The organism is Nocardia sp. CDC153, assembly GCF_035818515.1.
In the GTDB taxonomy this organism is placed as follows: domain Bacteria; phylum Actinomycetota; class Actinomycetes; order Mycobacteriales; family Mycobacteriaceae; genus Nocardia.
This window is the reverse complement of record NZ_JAYKYU010000004.1, coordinates 242,339-262,718: the sequence shown is the minus strand read 5'-3', so window position 1 is coordinate 262,718 and position 20,380 is coordinate 242,339. Positions and strand designations below refer to the sequence as shown.

Genomic DNA, 20,380 nt, shown 5'->3' with positions numbered 1-20,380 from the left:
GCGCCGTGCCGCGGCAGGACGGCGGTCCTGCGCTACCGCCGCGCCTCGCGCGCGTTCCCCACTGTGAGGTGGATCAAACCGCGAAATCTGTACGGCAAATACCCGACAACGACGGTGGGCAGTCGTATCGTGTCTCCATTCGGATCGAGCCAATAGTCAGCAAATTGAAGAGATAGCCAGCTACGCAATGCGTGACCCCCTCCGAAAGGTCGAAAGCAGTGCAGATCGCCAGGCGTTTTCCCACCTTGCTCGCGGCGGCGGCCGCAGCGCTCACCATTCTCGGCACCGGCGTCGCCCACGCGGATGTCGGCGCTCTCTACAACTCGGCACAGGACAATTTCACCAGTGGCAATGAGGCGGCCGGGCTTTCCGACCTGCGCCAATTGCTCACCGAATCACCGGACGACGCGCAGGCGCTGTCGCTGCAGGCGATCTGGTCGGATTACACCGGGGATCTGATCACCCGCGAGGTGGCGCTGAATCGACTGGGTGGGGTCGACGGCAGGCTGGCCGACGGGACGCGGAACCTGTTCCGCGCCATCGGGGCCGCGGTCGGCACCCTGCCCAATCCGATTCCGGCCATCGCCGGACCGCAGACCGGTATCGCGGTGCTCGGCTACGGTCTGCTGCCCGACGGTTCGATGCGGCCCGAACTGGTGAACCGGCTGCAGGCGGCGTGGCTGCAGGCCATCGCCTCCCCGATGTCGCCGATTCTGGTGACCGGCGGCAATCCACAGAACGGGATCACCGAAGCGTCGGCCATGCAGGGCTGGCTGATCGGGCACGGCATCCCCGCCAGCCGCATTCTGGCCGACCACCGGGCGGGTTCCACCGTGCAGAACGCCTTGTTCGGCGCGCAGATGCTCAGGGACGCCGGTGCCACCAGCGCCATTGTGGTGACCTCCCCCAACCACATTCGCCGCGCCGTGGCCGACTTCATCGTCGCGGGCATCCCGGTCGTGGGCGCGACCACCTCGCTCGAACAGCTGGTCTCCCAGCTCCCGCCCCCGGCCCGCAGCAATCAGCGCGGCATCTACCTCGACGCCACCCGCACCCTGCGCCTCCCCACCGAACGCTGAGCCCGACGCGTCGATCTCTGATCACGCCCGGACCCCGCCCGAATCGCGCGGATGTCCGGGCGTGCACAATTGCCCGGTGAGCTCCCCCGACACCGACACCCTGGTCGCCCGTCTCCGTGCGGCCGGGTGCGTGTTCGCGGAGGACGAGGCCGCGCTCCTGCTCGAGGCCGCCACCGACGCCGGCCACCTCGAATCACTTGTCACCCAACGCATCGCCGGATTCCCCCTGGAGCACCTGCTGGGCTGGGCGGAATTTCGCGGCCTGCGCGTGGCGGTCGCGCCCGATGTTTTCGTTCCACGCCAGCGCACGGGATTCCTGGTCGAGCAGGCAGTAGCCCTGGGGCGCGGGTACAGTGCGCCGAACTCCACGCTGGTCGCGCTCGATATGTGTTGCGGCTGTGGGGCGCTGGGGCTGGCGTTCGCGAAAGAGCTGGCGGCCGAGGGGATTCGGGTCGAGCTGACCGCCGCCGATATCGAACCCGCTGCCGTTGCGTGTGCGCGGGAGAATCTGCTAGCCGTCGGTGGACGGGTTTTCGAGGGTGATCTGTTCGATGCGGTGCCCTCCGAGCTGCGGGGGCGCGTCGATGTGCTGTTGGCGAATACGCCCTATGTGCCGTCGGCGGAGATCGCGTGGATGCCGCCGGAGGCTCGGGATCATGAGCCTCGGCGGGCGCTCGATGGCGGGGTCGACGGGTTGGATGTGCTGCGGCGGATCGCGGCGGTCGCCGGTGAATGGCTCGCTCCCGGTGGGCATTTGCTCGTGGAGGAGAGTGCGGAGCAGGCTCCGGTGGCGGCGGGGATCATGCGGGCGCACGGGTTGACGGCGCGGATCGCCGAGGATGATGAGCTGGGTGCCACCGTGGTGATCGGAACTCGGGGATGAGCGTGCGGGGTGTGCTGTTCGATGTCGACGACACGCTCATCGACTACTCCGCGACGGCGCGGATCGGGATCCTGCGGCATCTCGAGGCGGAAGACGCGCTGGGGCGGTTCGAATCTCCCGATGCGGCGGTGGCGCTGTGGCGGGCGATCGAGGAGGAAGAGTATCCGCGGTATCTGGCCGGGGAGTTGACCTTCACCGGGCAGCAGCTGGTGCGCACCGAGCGATTCCTGGCCGAAATCGGCATGACCACAGACGATCCCGTGGCGTGGTTCGGTCGGTACGCGGCGCGGCGAGATACCGCGTGGGCGGCGTTCCCCGATGTCGCGCCCGCCCTGCGTGCCTTTCACGGTCGGGTCGGGCTCGGGGTGATTTCCAATGCGTCGCTGCCCTATCAGACCGGCAAGCTCCGAAAGGTGGGGCTGCTGCACCATTTCGGGGACGCGATCCTGTGCTCGGACGAATTCGGTTCGGCCAAACCGGCTCCGGAGATCTTCCTGGCCGGGTGCGCCATGCTCGGACTGGCACCCGAGCAGGTCGCCTATGTGGGCGACCGCTACGACGTGGACGCGCTCGGGGCCAGAGATGCCGGGCTGCGGGCGTATTGGCTCGACCGCAGCGGGCTCGGTAGCGCGAACGACGCCGGGATCACCGTCATTCGCTCGCTGGCCGAACTGGATTCACCCGGCAGCTGAGCCGCTCAGCTGGCTTCCAAGGACTTGCGGATCTCCGCCTCGATATCGAGCTGTGCCCGGGCCGCGGTGAGCCCGGCCGAGACGTCGGCCGCGGTGCGCTGGGTGGCCGCCGAAACATATTGCGCGACGGCGGCTTCGATGGTCTCGACGCCCTTCGTGGCCACGGCGCGCTGCTCCGCGCGGGCGGTGGCGGGCAGGGCGGCGATCGCGACGAGGCGGTCGTCCCAGGCCAGCGCCGCCTGTTCGATCTCGGCGCGCAGCACGATGGTGGTGCCGTCATCGAGGGTGTTGGCGGTGCGCACGGCGGTCATGGCGTCGCGCAGGCGGCGGTGCAGGCGCGGCTCGGGATCGTGCGAGCCCGCCCACGACGCGGGGGCCCGGGTGGGCGTGCCGGGGATGACCTCGTTGGCGGCGGCGTTGGCCCGCTGCTGCCGCGAGTTCAGCACCACGATCCCGGCGACCGCCGCGCCCAGCAGGATCAGGACGACGAGCACGAAAATCAGCATGGTCGGCTCACTTTCATCGATGGGTGGTGGGATGCGGCGGGGCGACGGTGGTGTGGCCCGGCCCGGTCGGATGCGCCGGGGTGTGATGGCCGCGGGTCGCCGCGTAGATGCCGATGACCGTGGCGATGATCGCGAGCACCGCCAGAATGGCGGCGATGATCTTCACCTTGCTCCACGGCCGGTCCCCAGAAACCTCGCCGGTGAGGCCGTTGATGTACACCTGGTAGGGCTGGTTCATGTACACGACCGTGAGCAGCCAGATCGGCAGCAGCAGATGCTTGTACGCCAACCAGTTCCACGAGGTGTTCAGCTGGTGAATACGCTGGTGATCGCCGCCGATATCGGCGCGCACGCTGGATTCGATGGCCGCCTCGATGCGCTGCTGCGCCTCCGGGAACGACTCCTCGGCATCCTTGTCGTAGGTGCGGCACAGGTGACCCGCCACGAATTCCGGTGAATAGGCGCGCGCCCGCTCCACCGGCCACGGCTCCAGCGCGCGAATCCTATTGCGATTCAGATTGTCATTGGCCAGCACCGGCAGATCCGCGAACTCGTTGCCGACCTCACCCGCCACCGGATACCAGCGGGTCCGCGTCTCATAGATGGGATCCCCATCCTCATCGGTCCCGACCCGCACCTGATAGTCGTCGCCGCGCTCACCCTGGTACCAGCTCGCGGTATCCGCGTCATAGGTGAAATACGCGGTATAGAGACTAGAGAACGCCCCGACGCGTTTGAACTTCTTGAAATTCGACGGCGCGAACCACCGCCCCGAAACCCATTTCTCGACGAGCTCCCGAGCCTGCTTCTCCCCCACCAGAAACGGCACCACGCCGTCCACGGGCAACCGCGCAGGCGCATTGTGCACATCATCGCGCTGAATCGGCGTAGCGCAGTACGGGCACTTGGTAGCGGTCAGGCTCCCGGTGAACCCGGTAGTGCCACCACAGTTCTGGCACTTCACCTCCCACTCCCCCGTCACCTGCGGCCCGGCCTGCCCCGCCTGCATCTCCCGCAAGGCAGCGATCGCAGGCCCCAACTCCCGAGCCTCCACCGGCACATCCGGCGCACTCACCGCCGCCCGATTCCCACAACTGGGACACAACAAATCCTGCCCCACCGGATCGAACACCAACTGCGCCCCACAGGCCGCACACGGATAAGTCCGAGTCAACTCCGTCCGATGCAACATCGCCCGATCCGGCGCGACCGGTTCCCGCTGCCCCGGAACCACTTCCGGCGCGGGCGCGTTGGATTCCACCGCCCCCGGCACGATCACGGGTGCCACCAGCACAGGCTGCGACATCGCCCCCGCCGGTGCCGACACCGCCTGATTCGGCACGAATCCACCCGGCAATGGCGGAGGCCCGCTCGGCGCACCGGCCCCCGGCAACGGCGGCGGTCCAACCGGCCGCTGCCCCTGCACCGGAAGCGGCGGCGGCGCAACCGCTCCCGGCCCTCCCGCAGGCGCGGCCGCCGGGGCTGCCGTGGCGGGTTGGCCGGTCTGGCGTGGAAGTGGCGGCGGCACAGATGATCCCGGCCCTGCCGGAGGGGCTGGCGGCCACTGGTTGTAAGGCGCGGGTTGCGGGTGCCCGGTGGGGGGCTGCGGCGTCCAGGGGCGGGGCTCGGCCGTCTGGGCAGGGGCCGGGTCGCCGCTCGGGAGTGGAGGTGGGCTGGAGGGGTATGGGGACTGGTTGTCGTTCATCGGGGCTCACTCGGTGTGGCGGAGTCGGGTCGCGCCATGGGTCGGATGTGGTGGTGCACCGAGTCGAGGGCAGCGCGAATCACCGATCGCGGGGGTCATGGGTCGCGATCGGTCATTCGGGTGGCGCTGTCGGTCGGCCGGGCTCGGGATGCGGTGGGCGGGGGCGCTATCGGGGCGGCAGGGGCGGCGGGTTGCCCGGCAGGGGGAAGAGGTTTTGGAGGGCGGGGACGGCGATGGCGGGTTCCCAACCTGCCATGCCCTCGGTCCAGACGTTGGTGTCGCGCTGGAGCTGGCCGGACGAGACGTATTGGCGCAGTTGGTCGATGGTGAACGGGCCCGCGGCCTGGCCGCCGTTGTCGAAGTGGAACTGCTGCTGGCCCGGGAGCGGCGGCGGGGCCGCCTGCTGGGGTGCGGCGGGCTGCTGCGGCTGGGCGTAGCCACCCTGCTGCGGCTGGGCGTAACCCTGTTGGGGTTGTTGGGCGAAGGTGCCCTGCATGGCTCCGGCCATTTGGCCGCCCAGCACCACGCCCATGCCGGCCTGCATGGCGGCTCCCATTCCGCCGCCGGGGTTCTGGGCGGCGGCGAGCATGGCGTCGGCGGCCTGCATCTGCTGGTAGCGGTTGAGGTCGACATTGTTCATGAAGCCGCCCGCCTCGACACCGCGCGCGACGCCGCGGGTCATGGCCTGCTGGATCTCCTCGGGCAGCGAGATCGTCATGGTGACGCCCTCGACCCCGATGCCGAACCCGGACAGCCGCTGATTGACGAATTCGCCCAGCTTGCCGGACAGTTCGACCTGTCGGCCCTGCAGATCGATGGCACCCAGGCCCGAGGCGAGCACCATGTCCGAGAAGGCCAGGGCGACATTGCCGCGCAGCTGCTCGCTGAGCACGTCGGCGTCGACCTCGGCATTGGTGCCGATCATCTGGCGCAGGAACACCTCGATATCGGTGACCCGCACGTTCGCGGTGCCATTGGCGCGGATCTGCACCATGCGGAAGTCGGGGTCACGCACGGTGACCGGTTGCGGTGTGCCCCAGCGCATATCGGTGACCGCGCGGGTATTGACGTAGTACACCTCGGACCGGAACGGCGAGTTGAACCCGTGCCGCCACCCCTGCAGGGTGGACATGATCGGCATGTTCTCGGTGGTCAGCGTGTAGTGCCCCGGCCCGAATTTGTCGGCCAACTGCCCCCGGTACACGAAGACGGCCTGCTGCCCCTCCCGGACGATCAGCTCCGCACCGTTCTTGATCTCGTTCTCGTAGCGGGGAAACCGCCAGGCGAGCGTGGTGCGGGTGTCATCCAACCATTCGATGATGTCGACGAATTCGCCGCGGATCATGTCGAACAGGCCCATTAAGTTCTCTTCCTCCCTCAGGGCGTACGCCCAACCCGGCCGAGTATGGCACGGGTAGCTGACGCGCACGGTTCACGTGGCTATCGCAGCGAACCACACGAATCGTTAATGATTCATGAAGGAGTGTCGGTCGCGCGAATCGCTCGTCGCGTACCGAACAGGAAGAGCACCACCAGCAGCACGCTGAACCACACGTAGGTGTTGCCGATGAAGTGCTGCCAAGGTGTCCAATGGGTTTCGCGGTGTTCGCCGTCGGGCAGGTAGTTCTGCGGTCCGATCACGAAGATCGCGGTGGTGACGGCGGTGATCAGGTACCACCACGCGGCGGTGCGCGCGGGCAGCCGGGTCGCGTAGCCGAGCATGCCCAGCAGGGCCGGGGCGATCCAAATCCAGTGGTGCGACCAGGAAATCGGGGACACCAGCAGGGTGAAGACCGCGTTGATCGACAGCGCCAGCGGCGGGAAGTCGGCGGCGCGGCGCATGGCGGGCACCACCAGCGCCAGCAGGGCGGCGCTCAGCACCAGCCACAGGATGGTGAGCAGCGGCTTGTGGACGTCGAAGCGCGACAGCACCGCTTGAATCGACTGATTGGTGTGGAAGGCCGACCCGCTCAGCCCCGACACATTGCCCATCCCGCCGAACCAGTACTTCACCGACGCGTGCGGCAGCACGACGAAGGTGAGCGTGGTCGCCACCGCACCGGTGATCGCGGCGGTCGCCGCGGCCTTGTAGTCGCGCCGAATCAGGAAGTAGAGGATGAACGCCGCGGGCGTCAGCTTCACCGCGGCCGCGATGCCGATCAGCATGCCGCGCCGCCACCGCGGCTTCTCCGCCAGACAGTCGGCCACCACCAACACCATCAGCAGCAGGTTGACCTGACCGAAGTCCAGCGTCGAATGCGTCGGTTCCAGCAGCAGCCCCAGCGGCGTGGCGCAGGCGGTCACCCACAGCGCGAGCCGCTCCCGGCTCTCCCCCGGCCACACCCGCCGCGCCACCAGATAAAAGGACAGCGCCAACGCGATCACCGAGGTCACGAAGAACCCGCTGCGCGCCACTTCCCACGGCAGGAACGCGAAGGGTGAGAGCACCAGCGCCGCGAACGGCGGATAGATGAACGGCAGCCCGATGCCGATGGTGGTCTGCGGCAACGACCCGTACATATCGCCGCCGTGCCAGAGCGTCTGCACGCCCAGCCGGTACACCTGCAGATCGATGAACCCGCCGGTGATGCGCGTGAACGGCCACACGGGCAGCAGCAGACACAGCGCGGAGAAGCCCACACAAATCGCCGGAACCAGCCACATGACCCGCCCCAATCGGCGGTCCGGCACCTTCGGCACTGCAACAGCGGTCAAACCAGTCATCCGCGACCACTTTATCGGCGTCCCTCCCCGGCCGTACACCCGCATCGGCCGATCCCGTCGAAGACGCGCCGACGCGATGGTCAGGACTCTCGGTGAGCACAACCCTCGTGGGACCGCTCTGGTGCACACACACTGGCGGGTAGTGCGGAGGTTGCCGACGGCTTCGGAAGGTGATCATGCGAATCGAGCAGCTCGAGTATGTCCAGGCGGTGACCCGATTCGGGTCGCTGCGGCGGGCCGCGGAGGAGCTGCACCTGTCGCAGCCGGCCTTGAGTGAGACCTTGCGGAATCTGGAGCGGGAGCTCGGGGTCGAGTTGCTGGACCGGCGGCGGTCGGGGGCCCGGATCAGCGGTCAGGGCCGGGAGTTGCTGCCCCACATCGCCCAGGTGCTCGAGGCCGTCGACCGGCTCAAGAAGGCGGCCGACGATCAGCACCGGGTCTCGCGGATGGTCCGGGTGGGGACGGTGAACGCCGCGACCGCCGCGCTGGTGCTGCCGACGATCCGGGAATTCCGCGGCGCGTATCCCGAGACGCAGGTGGAGGTGGTGGAGGCGCAGCAGGCCGAGATCCATCGGGCGCTGCGGGAGGGCAGTTTCGACCTCGGCTTGGTGAACTACCTGCGCGGTGACGATCTGACCCCGGAGTTCCATACCACCGAACTGCTCTCGGGACAGCCGGTGGTGTGCATGCGGCCGGACAGTCCGCTCGCCCAGCTGCCCGCGATCGGTGTCGAGGATCTGCTCGCCGAGCCATTGATCGTCATGCGGTCGGGATATGTGATGCATCGCTTCGTCAACCGTCTGCTGAATGGGCGGCATCCGTTGTTCTCGTATTCCACCGACGGCGCGGAAATGGGAAAAATGATGGTGGCCCAGGGTTTGGGCGTCACCGTGCTCCCCGATTACAGCATTATCGGTGATCCACTCGTGCACAGTGATTCGATCACCTGGCGTCCGCTGGATTGCCGAGTGTCCGAGGTATTCCTGGTGGCGCAGCAGCGCAAGTCCGGCGTGCCGCCCTTCGCGGCCCGCGCCCTGCACGAGTTGTTGGTGAGACGGGCCGGGGCACTCGATTCCCCGGCCGCGTGAGCCGCCTCCGACCGCCACTCGAAAGGCGTGCGCGCATGGTAGGGAAACCCGATCGCACCATCGAAACTGCCTGGTGGACAACCCATTTCGGCGATCATAGACTCGCCGCCATGACAGCCGTTTCGCTCACCCGGCGGCGGCATCTGGATTTGATGCGCATCGCCGGACCGGGTTGTTCCCGCTGAGGATTCCTCCGGCCGCGCGCCCATTTCGCCGCGCGGGAACCCACCCTCTTCTCTCCCGACCCGATGGAGCACCTGTGTCTACGGAGCATGAAAACGACCATCTCGCAGAACCTTTGAAATTCGCGTATTGGGTGCCGAATGTGAGCGGCGGACTCGTCGTCAGCACCATCGAACAGCGCACCGACTGGAGCTACGACTACAACCGGAAACTGGCCGTGCTGGCCGAGAACAATGGCTTCGACTACGCGCTCACCCAGGTGCGGTACATGGCCAGTTATGGCGCGGCCTATCAGCACGAGTCGACCAGTTTCAGTCTCGCCCTGCTGCTGGCCACCGAACGGCTCAAGGTCATCGCGGCCGTCCACCCCGGGCTGTGGCAGCCGGCGGTGCTGGCCAAACTGCTGGCCACCGTCGATCACCTGTCCGGCGGACGCGCGGCGGTGAACGTGGTGAGCGGCTGGTTCAAGGGCGAGTTCACCGCGCTCGGGGAGCCGTGGCTCGAACACGATGAGCGCTACCGCCGTTCGGAGGAGTTCATTCGCGTGCTGCGCAAGAGCTGGACCGAGGACGAGGCGCAGTTCGCGGGTGACTTCTACCGGCTGCGCGGTTTCGATCTGAAGCCGAAACCCCTTGCTGCGCCGGACCGCCCGCACCCGGAGATCTTCCAGGGCGGCAATTCCACGGCGGCGCGCGCCATGGCCGGGCGGGTGTCGGACTGGTATTTCAGCAATGGCAAGGACTTCGACGGCATCACCGAACAGATCACCGAGGTGCGGGCCGCGGCCGCCGAGCACGCTCGCACGGTGCGTTTCGGGCTGAACGGATTCCTCATCGCCCGCGATACCGAGGCCGAAGCGCGCGACACGCTGCGCGAGATCATCGCCAAGGCCGATCCGGAGGCCGTGGAGGGATTCCGCGGCGCGGTGCAGCAGGCGGGCAACGCCACCGGCGACAAGCGCGGCATGTGGGCCGACTCCAGCTTCGAGGATCTCGTGCAGTACAACGACGGATTCCGTTCGAAGCTCATCGGCACGCCCGAGCAGATCGCGCGGCGCATCGTCGAGTACAAGAAGCGCGGGGTGAACCTGCTGCTGCTCGGATTCCTGCACTACCACGAGGAAGTCGAGTACTTCGGCAAGCACGTGCTGCCGATCGTGCGGGAGCTGGAGGCCGAACTGGCCACCGGCGCGGGCACTCCGGAGCCGATCGGAGCCGCGCGATGACCGCGGTGCGTCCGACGACCATCTCCGACGCCGAGCTGGACGCGATCTTCGAGCCGATCTTCGACCGCATCGCCGAGGGTGCGGTGGACCGCGAGATCGATCGGCGGCTGCCGTTCGAGGAGGTCGGTCTGCTGCGCGAGGCGAAGTTCGGCGCGCTGCGCGTGCCGGTCGAGTTCGGCGGCTACGGGGTGACGGTGCGGCAGCTGTTCCGGCAGCTCATCGCCCTGGCCGCCGCGGAATCGAATCTGCCGCAGGCCTTGCGGGTGCACTTCTCCTTCGTCGAGGATCAGCTGCTGGCCGACCCCGGCCCCGAGCGCGAGCACTGGCTGCGCGCGGTGGTGGCGGGAACACTTGTTGGCAATGCCATCACCGAGCCCGGTGTCGGCGCGGTCGACCGCTATCGGACCCGCCTGACGCGCGACGGCGAGCGGTGGCGGCTCAATGGGACGAAGTACTACAGCACCGGGTCGCTGTACGCGGATTACATTCTGGCCGCGGCCGATCGGGACGGTGAGCGGGTCGGGGTGCTGGTGGACGCCACGGCCGAGGGTGTGCGTCAGCACGATGACTGGGACGGTTTCGGGCAGCGGCTCACCGCCAGCGGCACCACCGAATTCACCGATGTCGTGGTGACCGAGGATCGCATTCTCGGTCCGGGATACGGTGCGCCCGGTCCCACCTACGCCACGGCCTATCTCCAGCTGGTGCAGTTGTCGGTGCTCGCCGGGATCGCCCGACGCGCCGAACGCGATGCCCGCGACTGGGTTTCGGCCCGCACCCGCGGCTACACCCACTCCGCCGCGGACCTGCCCCGCCGAGATCCCCTGGTGCAGCAGGTGATCGGACGGCTCTCGGCCGCCGCGTTCGCCGCCGAGGCCAGTGTGCTCGCGGTCGCCGACGTGCTGGACGAGGTGCTGGCCGCGGGTGCCCGGGACGAAAAGCTGGTGGTGGCAGCCGAACTCGCGGCCGCGCGCGCCCAACTCGCGGTCATCGATCTGGTCCTGCCCGCGACCACACTGCTGTTCGAGGTCGGTGGGGCGTCGGCGGTGTCGGAGCGGCTGCGGCTGGATCGGCACTGGCGCAATGCCCGCACCGTCGCGGTGCACAATCCGGCCATCCAGAAGGCGCGCGCCATCGGCGATCACCTGCTCAATGGCGCGGACCTGCCGTTCGCGTGGAGCGCGGGCGAGCGCACCGCCACGCAGACTCCAGGGGCTGCGCAGACTCCGGAGGCGCGGTCATGACCCGCCGGATTCGGTTCAACGCCTTCGACATGAACTGCGTGGCCCACCAATCCCCCGGCCTGTGGCGGCATCCCGAGGATCAATCGCACCGCTACAAGGAGCTCGGCTATTGGACCGAGTTGGCGAAGCTGTTGGAGCGCGGGCGATTCGACGGTATCTTCATCGCCGACGTGCTGGGCACCTACGACGTGTACGGCGGTGACGACAGCGCCGCGCTGCGGCAGGGTGCGCAGATTCCGGTGGCCGATCCGCTGCTGCTTGTCTCGGCCATGGCGGCGGTGACCGAGCATCTCGGGTTCGGCATCACCACCGGCACCGGCTTCGAGCATCCGTATCCGTTCGCGCGTCGGCTGTCCACCCTCGACCATCTCACCAACGGGCGGCTGGGCTGGAATGTGGTGACCGGCTATCTGCCCTCGGCCGCACGCAATTTCGGCGCGGACGATCAGCTCGATCACGACGAACGCTACAACCGGGCCGACGAATATCTCGAGGTGCTCTACAAGCTGTGGGAGGGTTCATGGGAGGACGACGCGGTGGTCCGCGACGCGGCGCGCGGCGTCTACGTGGATCCGGCCAAGGTGCATCACATCGGGCATTACGGCGAGCACTACACCGTGCCGGGCATCCATCTGTCCGAGCCGTCGCCCCAGCGGACGCCGGTGATCTATCAGGCCGGTGCGTCGCCGCGCGGTGTGCGCTTCGCCGCCGAGAACGCTGAGGCCATCTTCGTCGCGGGACCCTCCAAACGGGTGCTGGCGCAGACGGTTTCCCGGATCCGGGACGCGCTGGAGAGCGCGGGCCGAGACCGCTATGCCGCCCGTATCTATGCGCTGGCCACCATAATCACCGACGCCACCGATGAGGCCGCGCGCGCCAAACACGAGGAGTACCTGTCCTACGCGAGTGTGGAGGGCGGGCTGGTGTTCATGTCCGGCTGGATGGGCATCGACCTGTCCACCTATGACCTCGACGACCCGATCGGGCAGGTGGAAAGCAATGCCATCCAGTCCGCGGTGGCCGCGTTCCAGGAATTCGACGACGACGGCCGGGAGTGGACGGTCCGCGATATCGGCCGGTGGGCGGGCATCGGCGGCATGGGCCCGGTCTTCGTCGGCTCGGGCCACACCGTCGCCGATCAGCTCCAGGAGTGGGTGGCCGACACCGACCTGGACGGCTTCAACCTGGCCTACGCCATCACGCCCGGCAGCTTCGAAGACATTGTGCGTCACGTCGTTCCGGTGCTGACCGACCGTGGCGCGTACGCCACCGACTACGTTCCCGGCACCCTGCGCAACGCCCTGTTCGAGGCCGGGGACCGCCTACCGCTCGACCATCGCGGCGCGAGCTATCGCCTCGGCGGCGCGCGCTCGACCGTCTCGACCCCTTTGACCGCCTTGACCGGAAGGGAGATCCACGCATGACTTCCACCAACTCCACCCGTTCGGCCGTCGTGATCGGGGCCGGGCAGACCGGCGTCACCGCGGCGCTGGGCCTGCTCGACGCCGGGTTCGAGGTCACCCTCTACAGCGACCGCGATCAGCGCGCGCTGCGCGACGACGTCCCGGCCACCGGCACCGCGCTCGAATTCGGTGAAACCCAGCAGGCCGAGGCGGCGCTCGGACTCGACACCTACACCGCGCGGGCACCCCGGCACACCGGACTCAGCGTCCGCATCGCCGGGCCCGAGCGCGAGGAATTGATCGCCTTCGACGGGCATTTCGAGGGCTACGCGGGCGTCGCGGTCGATACCCGGCTCAAGGCGGACGAGCGGCTCACCTCCTTCCAGGGGCGCGGTGGCCGGTTCGTCGTCGAGCAGGTCACGCCCGAGCGGCTCGACTCCCTCGCCGCCGCAGCGGATCTCACGCTCGTGGCCACCGGTCGCGGCGGACTGTCCGAGCTGTTCGAGGTCGACCCCGCCCGCTCCCCCTATGCCGCGCCGCAGCGTTCGTTGCTCACGGTCACCGTGACCGGGCTGGGTCACGACGAGTCGGTGTTCGCCCATCGCAGCCGCGCGGGCGGCGCGCACAGCGGCTTCTCCATCTTCGCCGACCAGGGTGAGGGCTGGTGGGGGCCGTACCTGCACAAGGACGCGGGCCCGAGTTGGGCGTTCCTGGGTTGGGCGCGTCCGGGCAGCGAGTGGGAAAAACGTTTCGCCGCCGCCGATTCCGCCGAATCGGCGCTGGGGATCGTGCGCGGGCTGTACCGCGACTACATCGACTGGGACCTGCCCGAGGTGGAGTCCGCCCGGGTGATCACCGAGGACCCGCACTCGTGGTTGAAAGGCGCTGTCCGCCCGGTCGTTCGGTCCGGCGTCGGGCATACGGCGGGCGGCCACGTGGTGGCCTCGCTCGGCGACACCTCGGCCGCCTACGATCCCATCGCGGGCCAGGGCGCGCAGAGCGGACTGATCCAGGCGCAGCGCCTCGTCGCGGCCGCCGCCGTCCACGACGGGCCGTTCGACGAACGGTGGATCAGCGAGCAGTACCGGGCCTTCCTCGCCGCGCGCGGCGACGCGGCCAACCGGGTCACCCGCCTGTTCCTCGGCGATCCCGAATTCGCCGACATCGGCGGTCAGCTCTTCGCCGCGGCCGCGGTGCAGCCGCGCTTCGCGTCCGCGCTCGTTGGACTGTTGCACCGGCCGCAGCCGTTCCTGGGCGTCGATTCACTCGCGGCGGCAGGCGATTTCATCACCGAGGTCACCGGCGAGGACGCGGCTGAGGTGCTCGCCCGCTTCCAACCCGCCGGGCGCTTCGAACGTTCCGCCTTCAACGCCAGCCTCGCCAGCGCCTGAGCCCCAGGGAAGGGAATCACCGTGAGCACGACCGGAATCGATGGGGGTAGACCATGACCCAGATCGCGGTGCCGCCGGTGACCGCGCACGTGATCGCCGACGCCGCCGAGGCGTTGGCGGTCGCGGCGGGGCTCGCCGAACGCTTCGCCGCGGGTGCGGCCGAGCGCGACGCACGGCGGCGGTTGCCGCGTGCCGAGCTCGACGAGCTGTCGGCCAGCGGGCTGCTCGCCATCACGGTGCCGCGCGCCCACGGTGGCGCTGAAGTGTCTACTTCCGTTGCGGTGGAGGTATTTCGGCTGTTGGCCGCGGCCGACCCCAATATCGCGCAGATTCCGCACAGTCACTTCGTGTACGTGAACGCCTTGCGGCAGAACGGGAGTGCGGAGCTCCAGCGCCTGCTGTTCGCGGAAGTGCTGGCGGGCAAGCGGTTCGGCAATGCGCAGTCCGAGGCGGGCACCAAGCACGTCCAGGACTACCGCACCCGGCTGCGCGCGCATCCGGATGGCGGCTTCGTGCTCGACGGGGTCAAGCACTATTCGACCGGTGCCTTGTTCGCGCACTGGATTCCGGTGCTGGCCAAGAACGACGCGGATCAGATCGTGGTCGCCTATGTCCCGGCCGACAGCGACGGGCTCACCGTCGTCGACGACTGGGACGGCATGGGTCAGCGCACGACCGCCAGCGGGACGGTGCGGCTCGAGGGCGTGCGCGTACCGGCGACTCATGTGGTGCCGCACCATCTCACGTTCACCGGTCCGCAGCTGTACGGGGCCCGCGCCCAGGTCCTGCACACCGCGATCGATGCCGGGATCGCCCGCGGCGCGCTCACCGAGGCGGTCGAATTCGTGCGCACCCGCAGCCGCCCGTGGTTCGAGGCCGGTGTCGAGCGCGCGGACGAGGATCCGCTCACCGTGCAGCGGTTCGGCGAACTGGAGGTCACCGTCCGCGCGGCCGAGGCGCTGCTGGGTGTCGCGGGCCAGGCCATTGATCGCGCCCAGGCCGATCTGGACGATGACAGCGCTGCCGCCGCCTCCATCGCGGTGGCCACCGCCAAGGCGGCCGCCGACCGGGCCGCGCTCGAGGTGACCAATGCCCTGTTCGAGGTCTCGGGCACCCGCTCGGCGCTGGATTCGCTGAATCTGCACCGGCATTGGCGCAATGCCCGCACCCATACCCTGCACGATCCGGTGCGCTGGAAGCTCCAGCACATCGGCCGCTATCTCCTCACCGGTACGCCGCCGCCGCGGCACGGTGTCCTCTGATCGGAGCCCATACATGTCTACTCTGTTGATCCTGTCCGGCAGCCCGTCGACGACCTCGCGGACCGCGGCGCTGTCCGAACATCTCGCCCAGCGCCTGCGCGGCCACGGTCATCTAGTGACTGCCGTGCGGGTGCGCGACCTGCCCGCCGAGGCGCTGCTGTCCGCCGATGCCACCGATCCGGCGGTCGCCGCCGTGGTCGCCGGAATCGCGGCGGCCGACGGCGTGGTCGTCGCGTCGCCGGTCTACAAGGCGGCCTACAGCGGTGTGCTCAAGACGCTGCTGGATCTGCTGCCGCAGTTCGCGCTGGCCGGAAAGGTGGTGCTGCCGGTGGTCACCGGTGGCAGTCCCGCGCATGTGCTGGCGATCGATTACGCGTTGCGGCCGGTGTTGTCCTCGCTCGGGGCCGATCACATCGTGCCCGGCTGGTTCGTGCTCGATCAGCACATCGAACCCAATCCGGACCGGTCCGACGTGACCCTCGACCCCCGGGCCGCCGAGGCGCTGTATCCGGTGGTCGATGCGTTCTCCGCCGCGGTATCCGCACGCCGGGTACCCGCCACCGCGGCCTGATTCGGGAGGGCATGCGAATCATGGTGCGATTCCACTGGTTTCTCCCCACCTACGGCGACAGCCGGTATCTGGTGGGCGGCGGTCACGGCACCGCCATCACCGCCGCGGGCGGCGACCGGCCCGCCGATATCGGCTATCTCACCCAAATCGCGCGCAGCGCCGAGCAATTGGGCTTCGAGGCGGCATTGACGCCCACCGGCGCGTGGTGTGAGGACGCGTGGTTGACCACCGCCATCCTCGCCCGCGAATCCGAGCGACTGAAATTTCTCGTCGCCTTCCGCCCCGGACTGGTCTCACCGACCCTCGCCGCCCAGATGGCCGCCACCTACCAACGCCACACCGGAGGACGGCTGCTGCTCAATGTCGTCACCGGCGGCGAGGATCACGAACAGCAAGCTTACGGCGACCATCTCGACAAGCGACAGCGCTACGAACGCACCGACGAATTCCTCACCGTCGTGCGCAGACTGTGGTCCGGTGAGCGGGTGACGCTGGCGGGCAAGCACATTCACGTCATCGATGCCGCCCTCGACCGCATCCCGCACCCGGTGCCCGACATCTACTTCGGCGGCTCCTCCACCGCCGCGGGCCGGGTCGCCGCCCGCCACGTCGACGTCTACCTCACCTGGGGCGAACCGCCCGACGCGGTGGCGGCCAAGATCGCCTGGATTCGTGAGGAGGCCGCCGCCGCGGGCCGCACCCCGCCGCGTTTCGGTATCCGGCTGCACGTCATCACCCGCGACACCGCCGCCCAGGCGTGGGCCGAGGCCGAGCGCCTGCTGTCGGCTCTCGATCCCGCCACCATCGCCACCGTGCAGGCGGGCCTGTCCCGCAGTGGATCCGAGGGCCAGCGACGCATGCTGGCCCTGCACAACGGCAGCACCGCCGCCCTCGAGGTCTCACCCAATCTCTGGGCCGGTGTCGGCCTCGTGCGCGGCGGCGCGGGCACCGCGCTGGTCGGCAGCCATACCGAGGTCGCCGCCCGCATCGAGGAGTATCACGCCCTCGGCATCGACGAATTCGTGCTCTCGGGTCACCCACACCTGGAAGAGGCCTACTGGTTCGGCGAGGGCGTGCTGCCGATCCTGCACCGAGAAGGCCTGTGGCAGCACCCGTTCAAGGCCGCGGAGTCGAGCGTCGCGGCGGCCATCCCCTTCACGAGTTGAGGCCGCGCCCGTGGGCGTCGAGTCGGATCGCTATTTGCGACCGGTGAATTCGTCCATGGAGTGATAGACGCCGACCGTGTTGAGGTAGAAGTCGCGGACCTTCAGCGGCAGCAGGCCGGAGATGGCGCGGTTGAGGCGCGAGGTCCAGGGCAGGACGACCAGCGCCGAACCCTTCTTCATCTCGTTCCAGGAGGTGTCGACCACCTCCTCCTGTTCCAGGATCGGGGTGAACCAGAAGCCCTTGGCCCCGTCGAACATTCCGGTGTTGATGTAGGTCGGGCAGACGGTCGTGAAGGTCACGTGGGTGTTGCCCGACTGCTCCAACTCCAGGCGCACCGAATCGGACCAGCCGAGGGCGGCCCACTTGGAGGCGGCGTAGACGCTCATGCGCGGATTGGCGACCAGTCCGGCCGAGGACGCGATATTGAGCACCCGCGCCTCATTGCCCTTGTTGGCCACCATGGCGGGCAGGAATTCGAGCGTGATGTACATCGGCGCAAGGGAATTGATGGCCATGGTCTTGTCGATATCGGCCTTGTCCCGGGTCTCCCAGAAGTAGCCGTTGCCGCGCACGATGCCCGCGTTGTTGACCAGGATGTCGATGTCCCCGACCTCGGCGCGCACGGTCGCGCCCGCCTCGGCGATGGCGTCGCGGTCGGAGACGTCCACCACGTACTGGTGAATCTTGCTCGCGCCCTGGGCCGCCAGCTCGGCCGCGGTCTCCTTCAGCGCGGTCTCGTTGATGTCCCACAGCACCACATCGGACGCGCCCTCGCCGACCGCCCGCTGCGCGAAGGATTTGCCCAGGCCCATGGCGGCACCCGTGACCAGGACCTTCTTACCCGCTACCGTCTTCATACCCCTGCATACCCCTGTCGAGTGATCGGCGGAATTCACTTCTGCCGCAGTGTCTTCATGACGTTCAGGTAGAGCGTCATGGTCTTGGCCCACAGCTGCTCCGACATGCCCGGCAGCGGCGCGATGGGCAGGCCCCGCTGCACCGCGATGGTCTGGGTGTCGATGTATTTCAGCAGGCCCTCGGGTCCGTGGCGACGACCGGTGCCGGAAATGCCGAGCCCGCCCGAGGGCGCGGCCACCGAACCCCAGGCCGCGATGAAGCCCTCGTTGACGTTCACCGATCCGGCCCGCACGCGCGCGGCGACCTCGCGGCCCCGCTCGATGTCGCGGCTCCAGACGCTGGCATTGAGGCCGTAGGCGGTGTCATTGGCCTGGGCGACGGCCTCGTCGTCGCTGTGCACGCGGTAGATCGAGACGACCGGTCCGAAGGTTTCCTCGCGGTAGACGGTCATGCCCTCGCGCACGCCCTCGAGGATGGTGGGCTCGTAGAAGTACGGACCGAGGTCCGGGCGCGCCTTACCGCCCGCGAGCACCTTCGCGCCCTTGGCGACCGCGTCGTCGACATGCTTGCGGACGGTGTCGATTTGGCGCGGGAAGGTCAGCGACCCGATCTCGTAGCTGAAATCGAGGGTCTTGCCCAGGCGCAATTCCTTGGTGTGGCCGACGAATTCGGTGACGAACCGGTCGTACACGGTGTCGTGCACGTAGATTCGCTCGATCGATTCGCACAGCTGCCCGGCCGAGGCGAAGCAGGCGCGCACGGCGATCTTGGCGGCGGCGGAGACATCGGCATCCTCGAGCACCAACAGCGGGTTCTTGCCGCCGAGTTCGAGCGAGTAGCCGATGAGCCGCTCGCCCGCCTGTTGGGCGATGGTGCGCCCGGTCGCGCTGGAGCCGGTGTAGTCGACGTAGTCGGCGCGGGCGATGACCTCGGTGCCGACCACCGCGCCGCGCCCGAGCACGGCCTGCCACAGACCCTTCGGCAGGCCCGCGCGCTCGGCGATATCGATGGCCCACAGCAGGGTCAGCGCGGTCTGGTTGTCCGGGCGGCCGATCACGGCATTGCCCGCCAGCAGCGCGGGCAGCGCGTCGGACGCGCCCAGCGCCAGGGGGTAGTTCCACGGCGAGATGACCGCGACCACGCCCTTGGGCCGATTGCGCACCTCGACCTGGGTGAGCACCGGCATGACGCCGCGCGGTTTGCGGTGCGCCAGAATCGATTTGCCCTCGGCGGCGTAGAAGCGGGTGTTCACCGCGACATCGGAGACCTCGTCGAAGGCGTGCACGCGCGACTTGCCGGTCTCGGTCTGCACGATGTCGAGGATCGTGTCCTGTTCGGAGAGCACCAGATCGTGGATGCGCCGCAGCAGCGCCGCCCGCTCCCCGACCGGCACCTTCGCCCATGCGGCCTGCGCTTTGCGCGCGGTCGCGAAGGCGGCCTCCACATCGGCCACCGAGGACTGCGGCAGATCCACGATCTTGACCCCGGTGGCGGGCGCGAACACCTCCACCGAGGGCGCGCCACCCGCGACGGCATGGCCGAGCAACCGCTGGACCAGGTCAAAAGGCAGTGCTTCGGCCGCTGCGAGCTGCGGGGCAGTCGTCATTGCTCGCCCTCTCGAGGAGTCGTGTCCGGGTCGAACCCGCTATTTAATGAACATGGGTGTTACATGAACACTGGTGTTAGATTAATGGATGTGACGCCCACCATGTCAAGCCCAACGACCCCTCGGCGCGGCCGCCCCCCGCAGACCGAGAAGCAGGCCGACCAGGTGCGCGCCCGCATCGTGCTGGCCACCGCGGAGGTCTTCGCCGAGCAGGGCTCGCGCGGGTTGAACGTGGCGCGGATCATCGAGAAGGCCGGGCTGGCGCGGCCGACGTTCTATCGCTACTTCGCCAATGCCACCGAGCCGCTGCACGCGGTGCTGCGGATTTCCAATGAGGATCTGGTCGGCGGCATTCGCGCGGCCCTGGACAAGACCGAGCAGCCGGTCGAGTTGGGCATCAATCTGATCGAGGCCTACCTCCACTGGGCGGGCGGGCACGGCCCGATGCTGGCCCCGCTCTTCGCGGAATTGCACGATCCGGGCTCACCGGTGTCGGCGTATCGGGAGGAGGCCATCGCCGATATCCGAATTCTGGTGCGCGCCAAGATCTGTGATCTGGGTCGCCCGGCACCGCGCGATCTGGATCTCGATACCGCCTTGCAGATCTGCGAGTTCGTCGTCTACCGGATCTCCGCGGCCGCGCCGCACGGTGAACCTGATACCGACACCATCGACGCCGCCCGGTTGACCATGGTGCGCGGTGTGTTGGCCATGCTCGGCATTCGCGAGGACATCGAGTACGCCCTGGAGATTCCGGGCCTGTTCGACGCGGACGATCATTAGCCGGGCTAAG

At 68.5% G+C, this 20,380-nt stretch carries 18 protein-coding genes; 12 read left to right on the top strand and 6 right to left on the bottom strand.

Features of this window, described 5'->3' with window-relative positions; translation table 11 throughout:
* Positions 1 to 218: 218 nt before the first annotated feature.
* From VMT65_RS23705 to VMT65_RS23695, 3 genes are all read left to right on the top strand, one after another.
* A complete protein-coding gene (locus VMT65_RS23705) occupies positions 219 to 1,079 on the top strand; it encodes a YdcF family protein (RefSeq protein ID WP_326310590.1) in 861 nt (286 codons plus the stop codon).
* Positions 1,080 to 1,155: 76 nt separating this feature from the next.
* Positions 1,156 to 1,962, top strand: a complete 807-nt coding sequence (locus tag VMT65_RS23700; protein ID WP_326310589.1) for a putative protein N(5)-glutamine methyltransferase — start codon at positions 1,156 to 1,158, stop codon at positions 1,960 to 1,962.
* On the top strand, positions 1,959 to 2,654 hold the full coding sequence (locus tag VMT65_RS23695) for an HAD family hydrolase (RefSeq protein ID WP_326310587.1): 696 nt from the start codon (positions 1,959 to 1,961) through the stop codon (positions 2,652 to 2,654). The genes VMT65_RS23700 and VMT65_RS23695 overlap by 4 nt, the downstream gene beginning before the upstream one ends.
* 5 nt (positions 2,655 to 2,659) lie before the next feature.
* On the opposite strand, the gene VMT65_RS23690 is transcribed toward VMT65_RS23695, so the two are convergent.
* The 4 genes from VMT65_RS23690 to VMT65_RS23675 all read right to left on the bottom strand — a co-directional run bounded on the left by VMT65_RS23690 (position 2,660) and on the right by VMT65_RS23675 (position 7,589).
* Positions 2,660 to 3,160: a hypothetical protein gene (locus tag VMT65_RS23690; protein WP_326310585.1), complete on the bottom strand. Its 501-nt coding sequence runs from the start codon at positions 3,158 to 3,160 to the stop codon at positions 2,660 to 2,662.
* Between the two features lie 13 nt (positions 3,161 to 3,173).
* The gene (locus VMT65_RS23685) at positions 3,174 to 4,448 is read right to left on the bottom strand and encodes a hypothetical protein (protein ID WP_326310584.1); all 1,275 of its coding nucleotides are present in this window, start codon (positions 4,446 to 4,448) and stop codon (positions 3,174 to 3,176) included.
* A 583-nt stretch (positions 4,449 to 5,031) separates the two neighbouring features.
* The gene (locus VMT65_RS23680) at positions 5,032 to 6,225 is read right to left on the bottom strand and encodes an SPFH domain-containing protein (protein ID WP_326310583.1); all 1,194 of its coding nucleotides are present in this window, start codon (positions 6,223 to 6,225) and stop codon (positions 5,032 to 5,034) included.
* 113 nt (positions 6,226 to 6,338) lie between these two features.
* Positions 6,339 to 7,589: a glycosyltransferase 87 family protein gene (locus VMT65_RS23675; protein WP_326310582.1), complete on the bottom strand. Its 1,251-nt coding sequence runs from the start codon at positions 7,587 to 7,589 to the stop codon at positions 6,339 to 6,341.
* Between the two features lie 176 nt (positions 7,590 to 7,765).
* Here VMT65_RS23675 and VMT65_RS23670 point away from each other — a divergent pair, with 176 nt between their 5' ends.
* From VMT65_RS23670 to VMT65_RS23635, 8 genes are all read left to right on the top strand, one after another.
* The gene (locus VMT65_RS23670) at positions 7,766 to 8,677 is read left to right on the top strand and encodes a LysR family transcriptional regulator (RefSeq protein ID WP_326310581.1); all 912 of its coding nucleotides are present in this window, start codon (positions 7,766 to 7,768) and stop codon (positions 8,675 to 8,677) included.
* 259 nt (positions 8,678 to 8,936) lie between these two features.
* Positions 8,937 to 10,085, top strand: coding sequence for a dimethylsulfone monooxygenase SfnG (sfnG, locus tag VMT65_RS23665; RefSeq protein ID WP_326310579.1), 1,149 nt, complete (start codon positions 8,937 to 8,939; stop codon positions 10,083 to 10,085).
* Positions 10,082 to 11,329, top strand: coding sequence for an acyl-CoA dehydrogenase family protein (locus VMT65_RS23660; RefSeq protein ID WP_326310577.1), 1,248 nt, complete (start codon positions 10,082 to 10,084; stop codon positions 11,327 to 11,329). The genes sfnG and VMT65_RS23660 overlap by 4 nt, the downstream gene beginning before the upstream one ends.
* A complete protein-coding gene (locus VMT65_RS23655; RefSeq protein ID WP_326310576.1) occupies positions 11,326 to 12,753 on the top strand; it encodes an LLM class flavin-dependent oxidoreductase in 1,428 nt (475 codons plus the stop codon). Before VMT65_RS23660 ends, VMT65_RS23655 begins: the two co-directional genes overlap by 4 nt.
* Complete coding sequence (locus tag VMT65_RS23650; protein ID WP_326310575.1) at positions 12,750 to 14,123, top strand: styrene monooxygenase/indole monooxygenase family protein; 1,374 nt, start codon at positions 12,750 to 12,752, stop codon at positions 14,121 to 14,123. The genes VMT65_RS23655 and VMT65_RS23650 overlap by 4 nt, the downstream gene beginning before the upstream one ends.
* Positions 14,124 to 14,176: 53 nt before the next feature.
* Positions 14,177 to 15,385 (top strand): SfnB family sulfur acquisition oxidoreductase, encoded by a 1,209-nt coding sequence (locus VMT65_RS23645; RefSeq protein ID WP_326310574.1) that lies wholly within the window; start codon positions 14,177 to 14,179, stop codon positions 15,383 to 15,385.
* 13 nt (positions 15,386 to 15,398) lie between these two features.
* Complete coding sequence (ssuE, locus tag VMT65_RS23640; protein ID WP_326310572.1) at positions 15,399 to 15,956, top strand: NADPH-dependent FMN reductase; 558 nt, start codon at positions 15,399 to 15,401, stop codon at positions 15,954 to 15,956.
* A 17-nt stretch (positions 15,957 to 15,973) separates the two neighbouring features.
* Positions 15,974 to 17,122 (top strand): LLM class flavin-dependent oxidoreductase, encoded by a 1,149-nt coding sequence (locus tag VMT65_RS23635; protein WP_326311176.1) that lies wholly within the window; start codon positions 15,974 to 15,976, stop codon positions 17,120 to 17,122.
* 30 nt (positions 17,123 to 17,152) lie between these two features.
* On the opposite strand, the gene VMT65_RS23630 is transcribed toward VMT65_RS23635, so the two are convergent.
* Both VMT65_RS23630 and VMT65_RS23625 read right to left on the bottom strand, forming a co-directional pair.
* Entirely contained in the window at positions 17,153 to 17,980 is an 828-nt protein-coding gene (locus tag VMT65_RS23630) for an SDR family oxidoreductase (RefSeq protein ID WP_326310570.1), read from the bottom strand.
* Positions 17,981 to 18,015: 35 nt separating this feature from the next.
* Complete coding sequence (locus VMT65_RS23625) at positions 18,016 to 19,587, bottom strand: succinic semialdehyde dehydrogenase (protein WP_326310569.1); 1,572 nt, start codon at positions 19,585 to 19,587, stop codon at positions 18,016 to 18,018.
* Between the two features lie 102 nt (positions 19,588 to 19,689).
* On the opposite strand from VMT65_RS23625, the gene VMT65_RS23620 reads away from it, so the two are divergent.
* Positions 19,690 to 20,370: a TetR/AcrR family transcriptional regulator gene (locus VMT65_RS23620; RefSeq protein WP_326310568.1), complete on the top strand. Its 681-nt coding sequence runs from the start codon at positions 19,690 to 19,692 to the stop codon at positions 20,368 to 20,370.
* Positions 20,371 to 20,380 lie beyond the last annotated feature (10 nt).

Excerpts from the sequence above, each read along its gene's own strand:
- ssuE (WP_326310572.1), top strand. The coding sequence starts at position 15,399 with ATGTCTACTCTGTTGATCCTGTCCGGCAGCCCGTCGACGACCTCGCGG.
- VMT65_RS23660 (WP_326310577.1), top strand. The coding sequence starts at position 10,082 with ATGACCGCGGTGCGTCCGACGACCATCTCCGACGCCGAGCTGGACGCG.
- VMT65_RS23620 (WP_326310568.1), top strand. The coding sequence starts at position 19,690 with ATGTCAAGCCCAACGACCCCTCGGCGCGGCCGCCCCCCGCAGACCGAG.
- VMT65_RS23680 (WP_326310583.1), bottom strand. The coding sequence starts at position 6,225 with ATGGGCCTGTTCGACATGATCCGCGGCGAATTCGTCGACATCATCGAA.
- VMT65_RS23695 (WP_326310587.1), top strand. The coding sequence starts at position 1,959 with ATGAGCGTGCGGGGTGTGCTGTTCGATGTCGACGACACGCTCATCGAC.
- VMT65_RS23690 (WP_326310585.1), bottom strand. The coding sequence starts at position 3,160 with ATGCTGATTTTCGTGCTCGTCGTCCTGATCCTGCTGGGCGCGGCGGTC.
- VMT65_RS23630 (WP_326310570.1), bottom strand. The coding sequence starts at position 17,980 with ATGAAGACGGTAGCGGGTAAGAAGGTCCTGGTCACGGGTGCCGCCATG.
- VMT65_RS23675 (WP_326310582.1), bottom strand. The coding sequence starts at position 7,589 with ATGACTGGTTTGACCGCTGTTGCAGTGCCGAAGGTGCCGGACCGCCGA.
- VMT65_RS23650 (WP_326310575.1), top strand. The coding sequence starts at position 12,750 with ATGACTTCCACCAACTCCACCCGTTCGGCCGTCGTGATCGGGGCCGGG.
- VMT65_RS23645 (WP_326310574.1), top strand. The coding sequence starts at position 14,177 with ATGACCCAGATCGCGGTGCCGCCGGTGACCGCGCACGTGATCGCCGAC.
- VMT65_RS23625 (WP_326310569.1), bottom strand. The coding sequence starts at position 19,587 with ATGACGACTGCCCCGCAGCTCGCAGCGGCCGAAGCACTGCCTTTTGAC.
- VMT65_RS23655 (WP_326310576.1), top strand. The coding sequence starts at position 11,326 with ATGACCCGCCGGATTCGGTTCAACGCCTTCGACATGAACTGCGTGGCC.
- VMT65_RS23670 (WP_326310581.1), top strand. The coding sequence starts at position 7,766 with ATGCGAATCGAGCAGCTCGAGTATGTCCAGGCGGTGACCCGATTCGGG.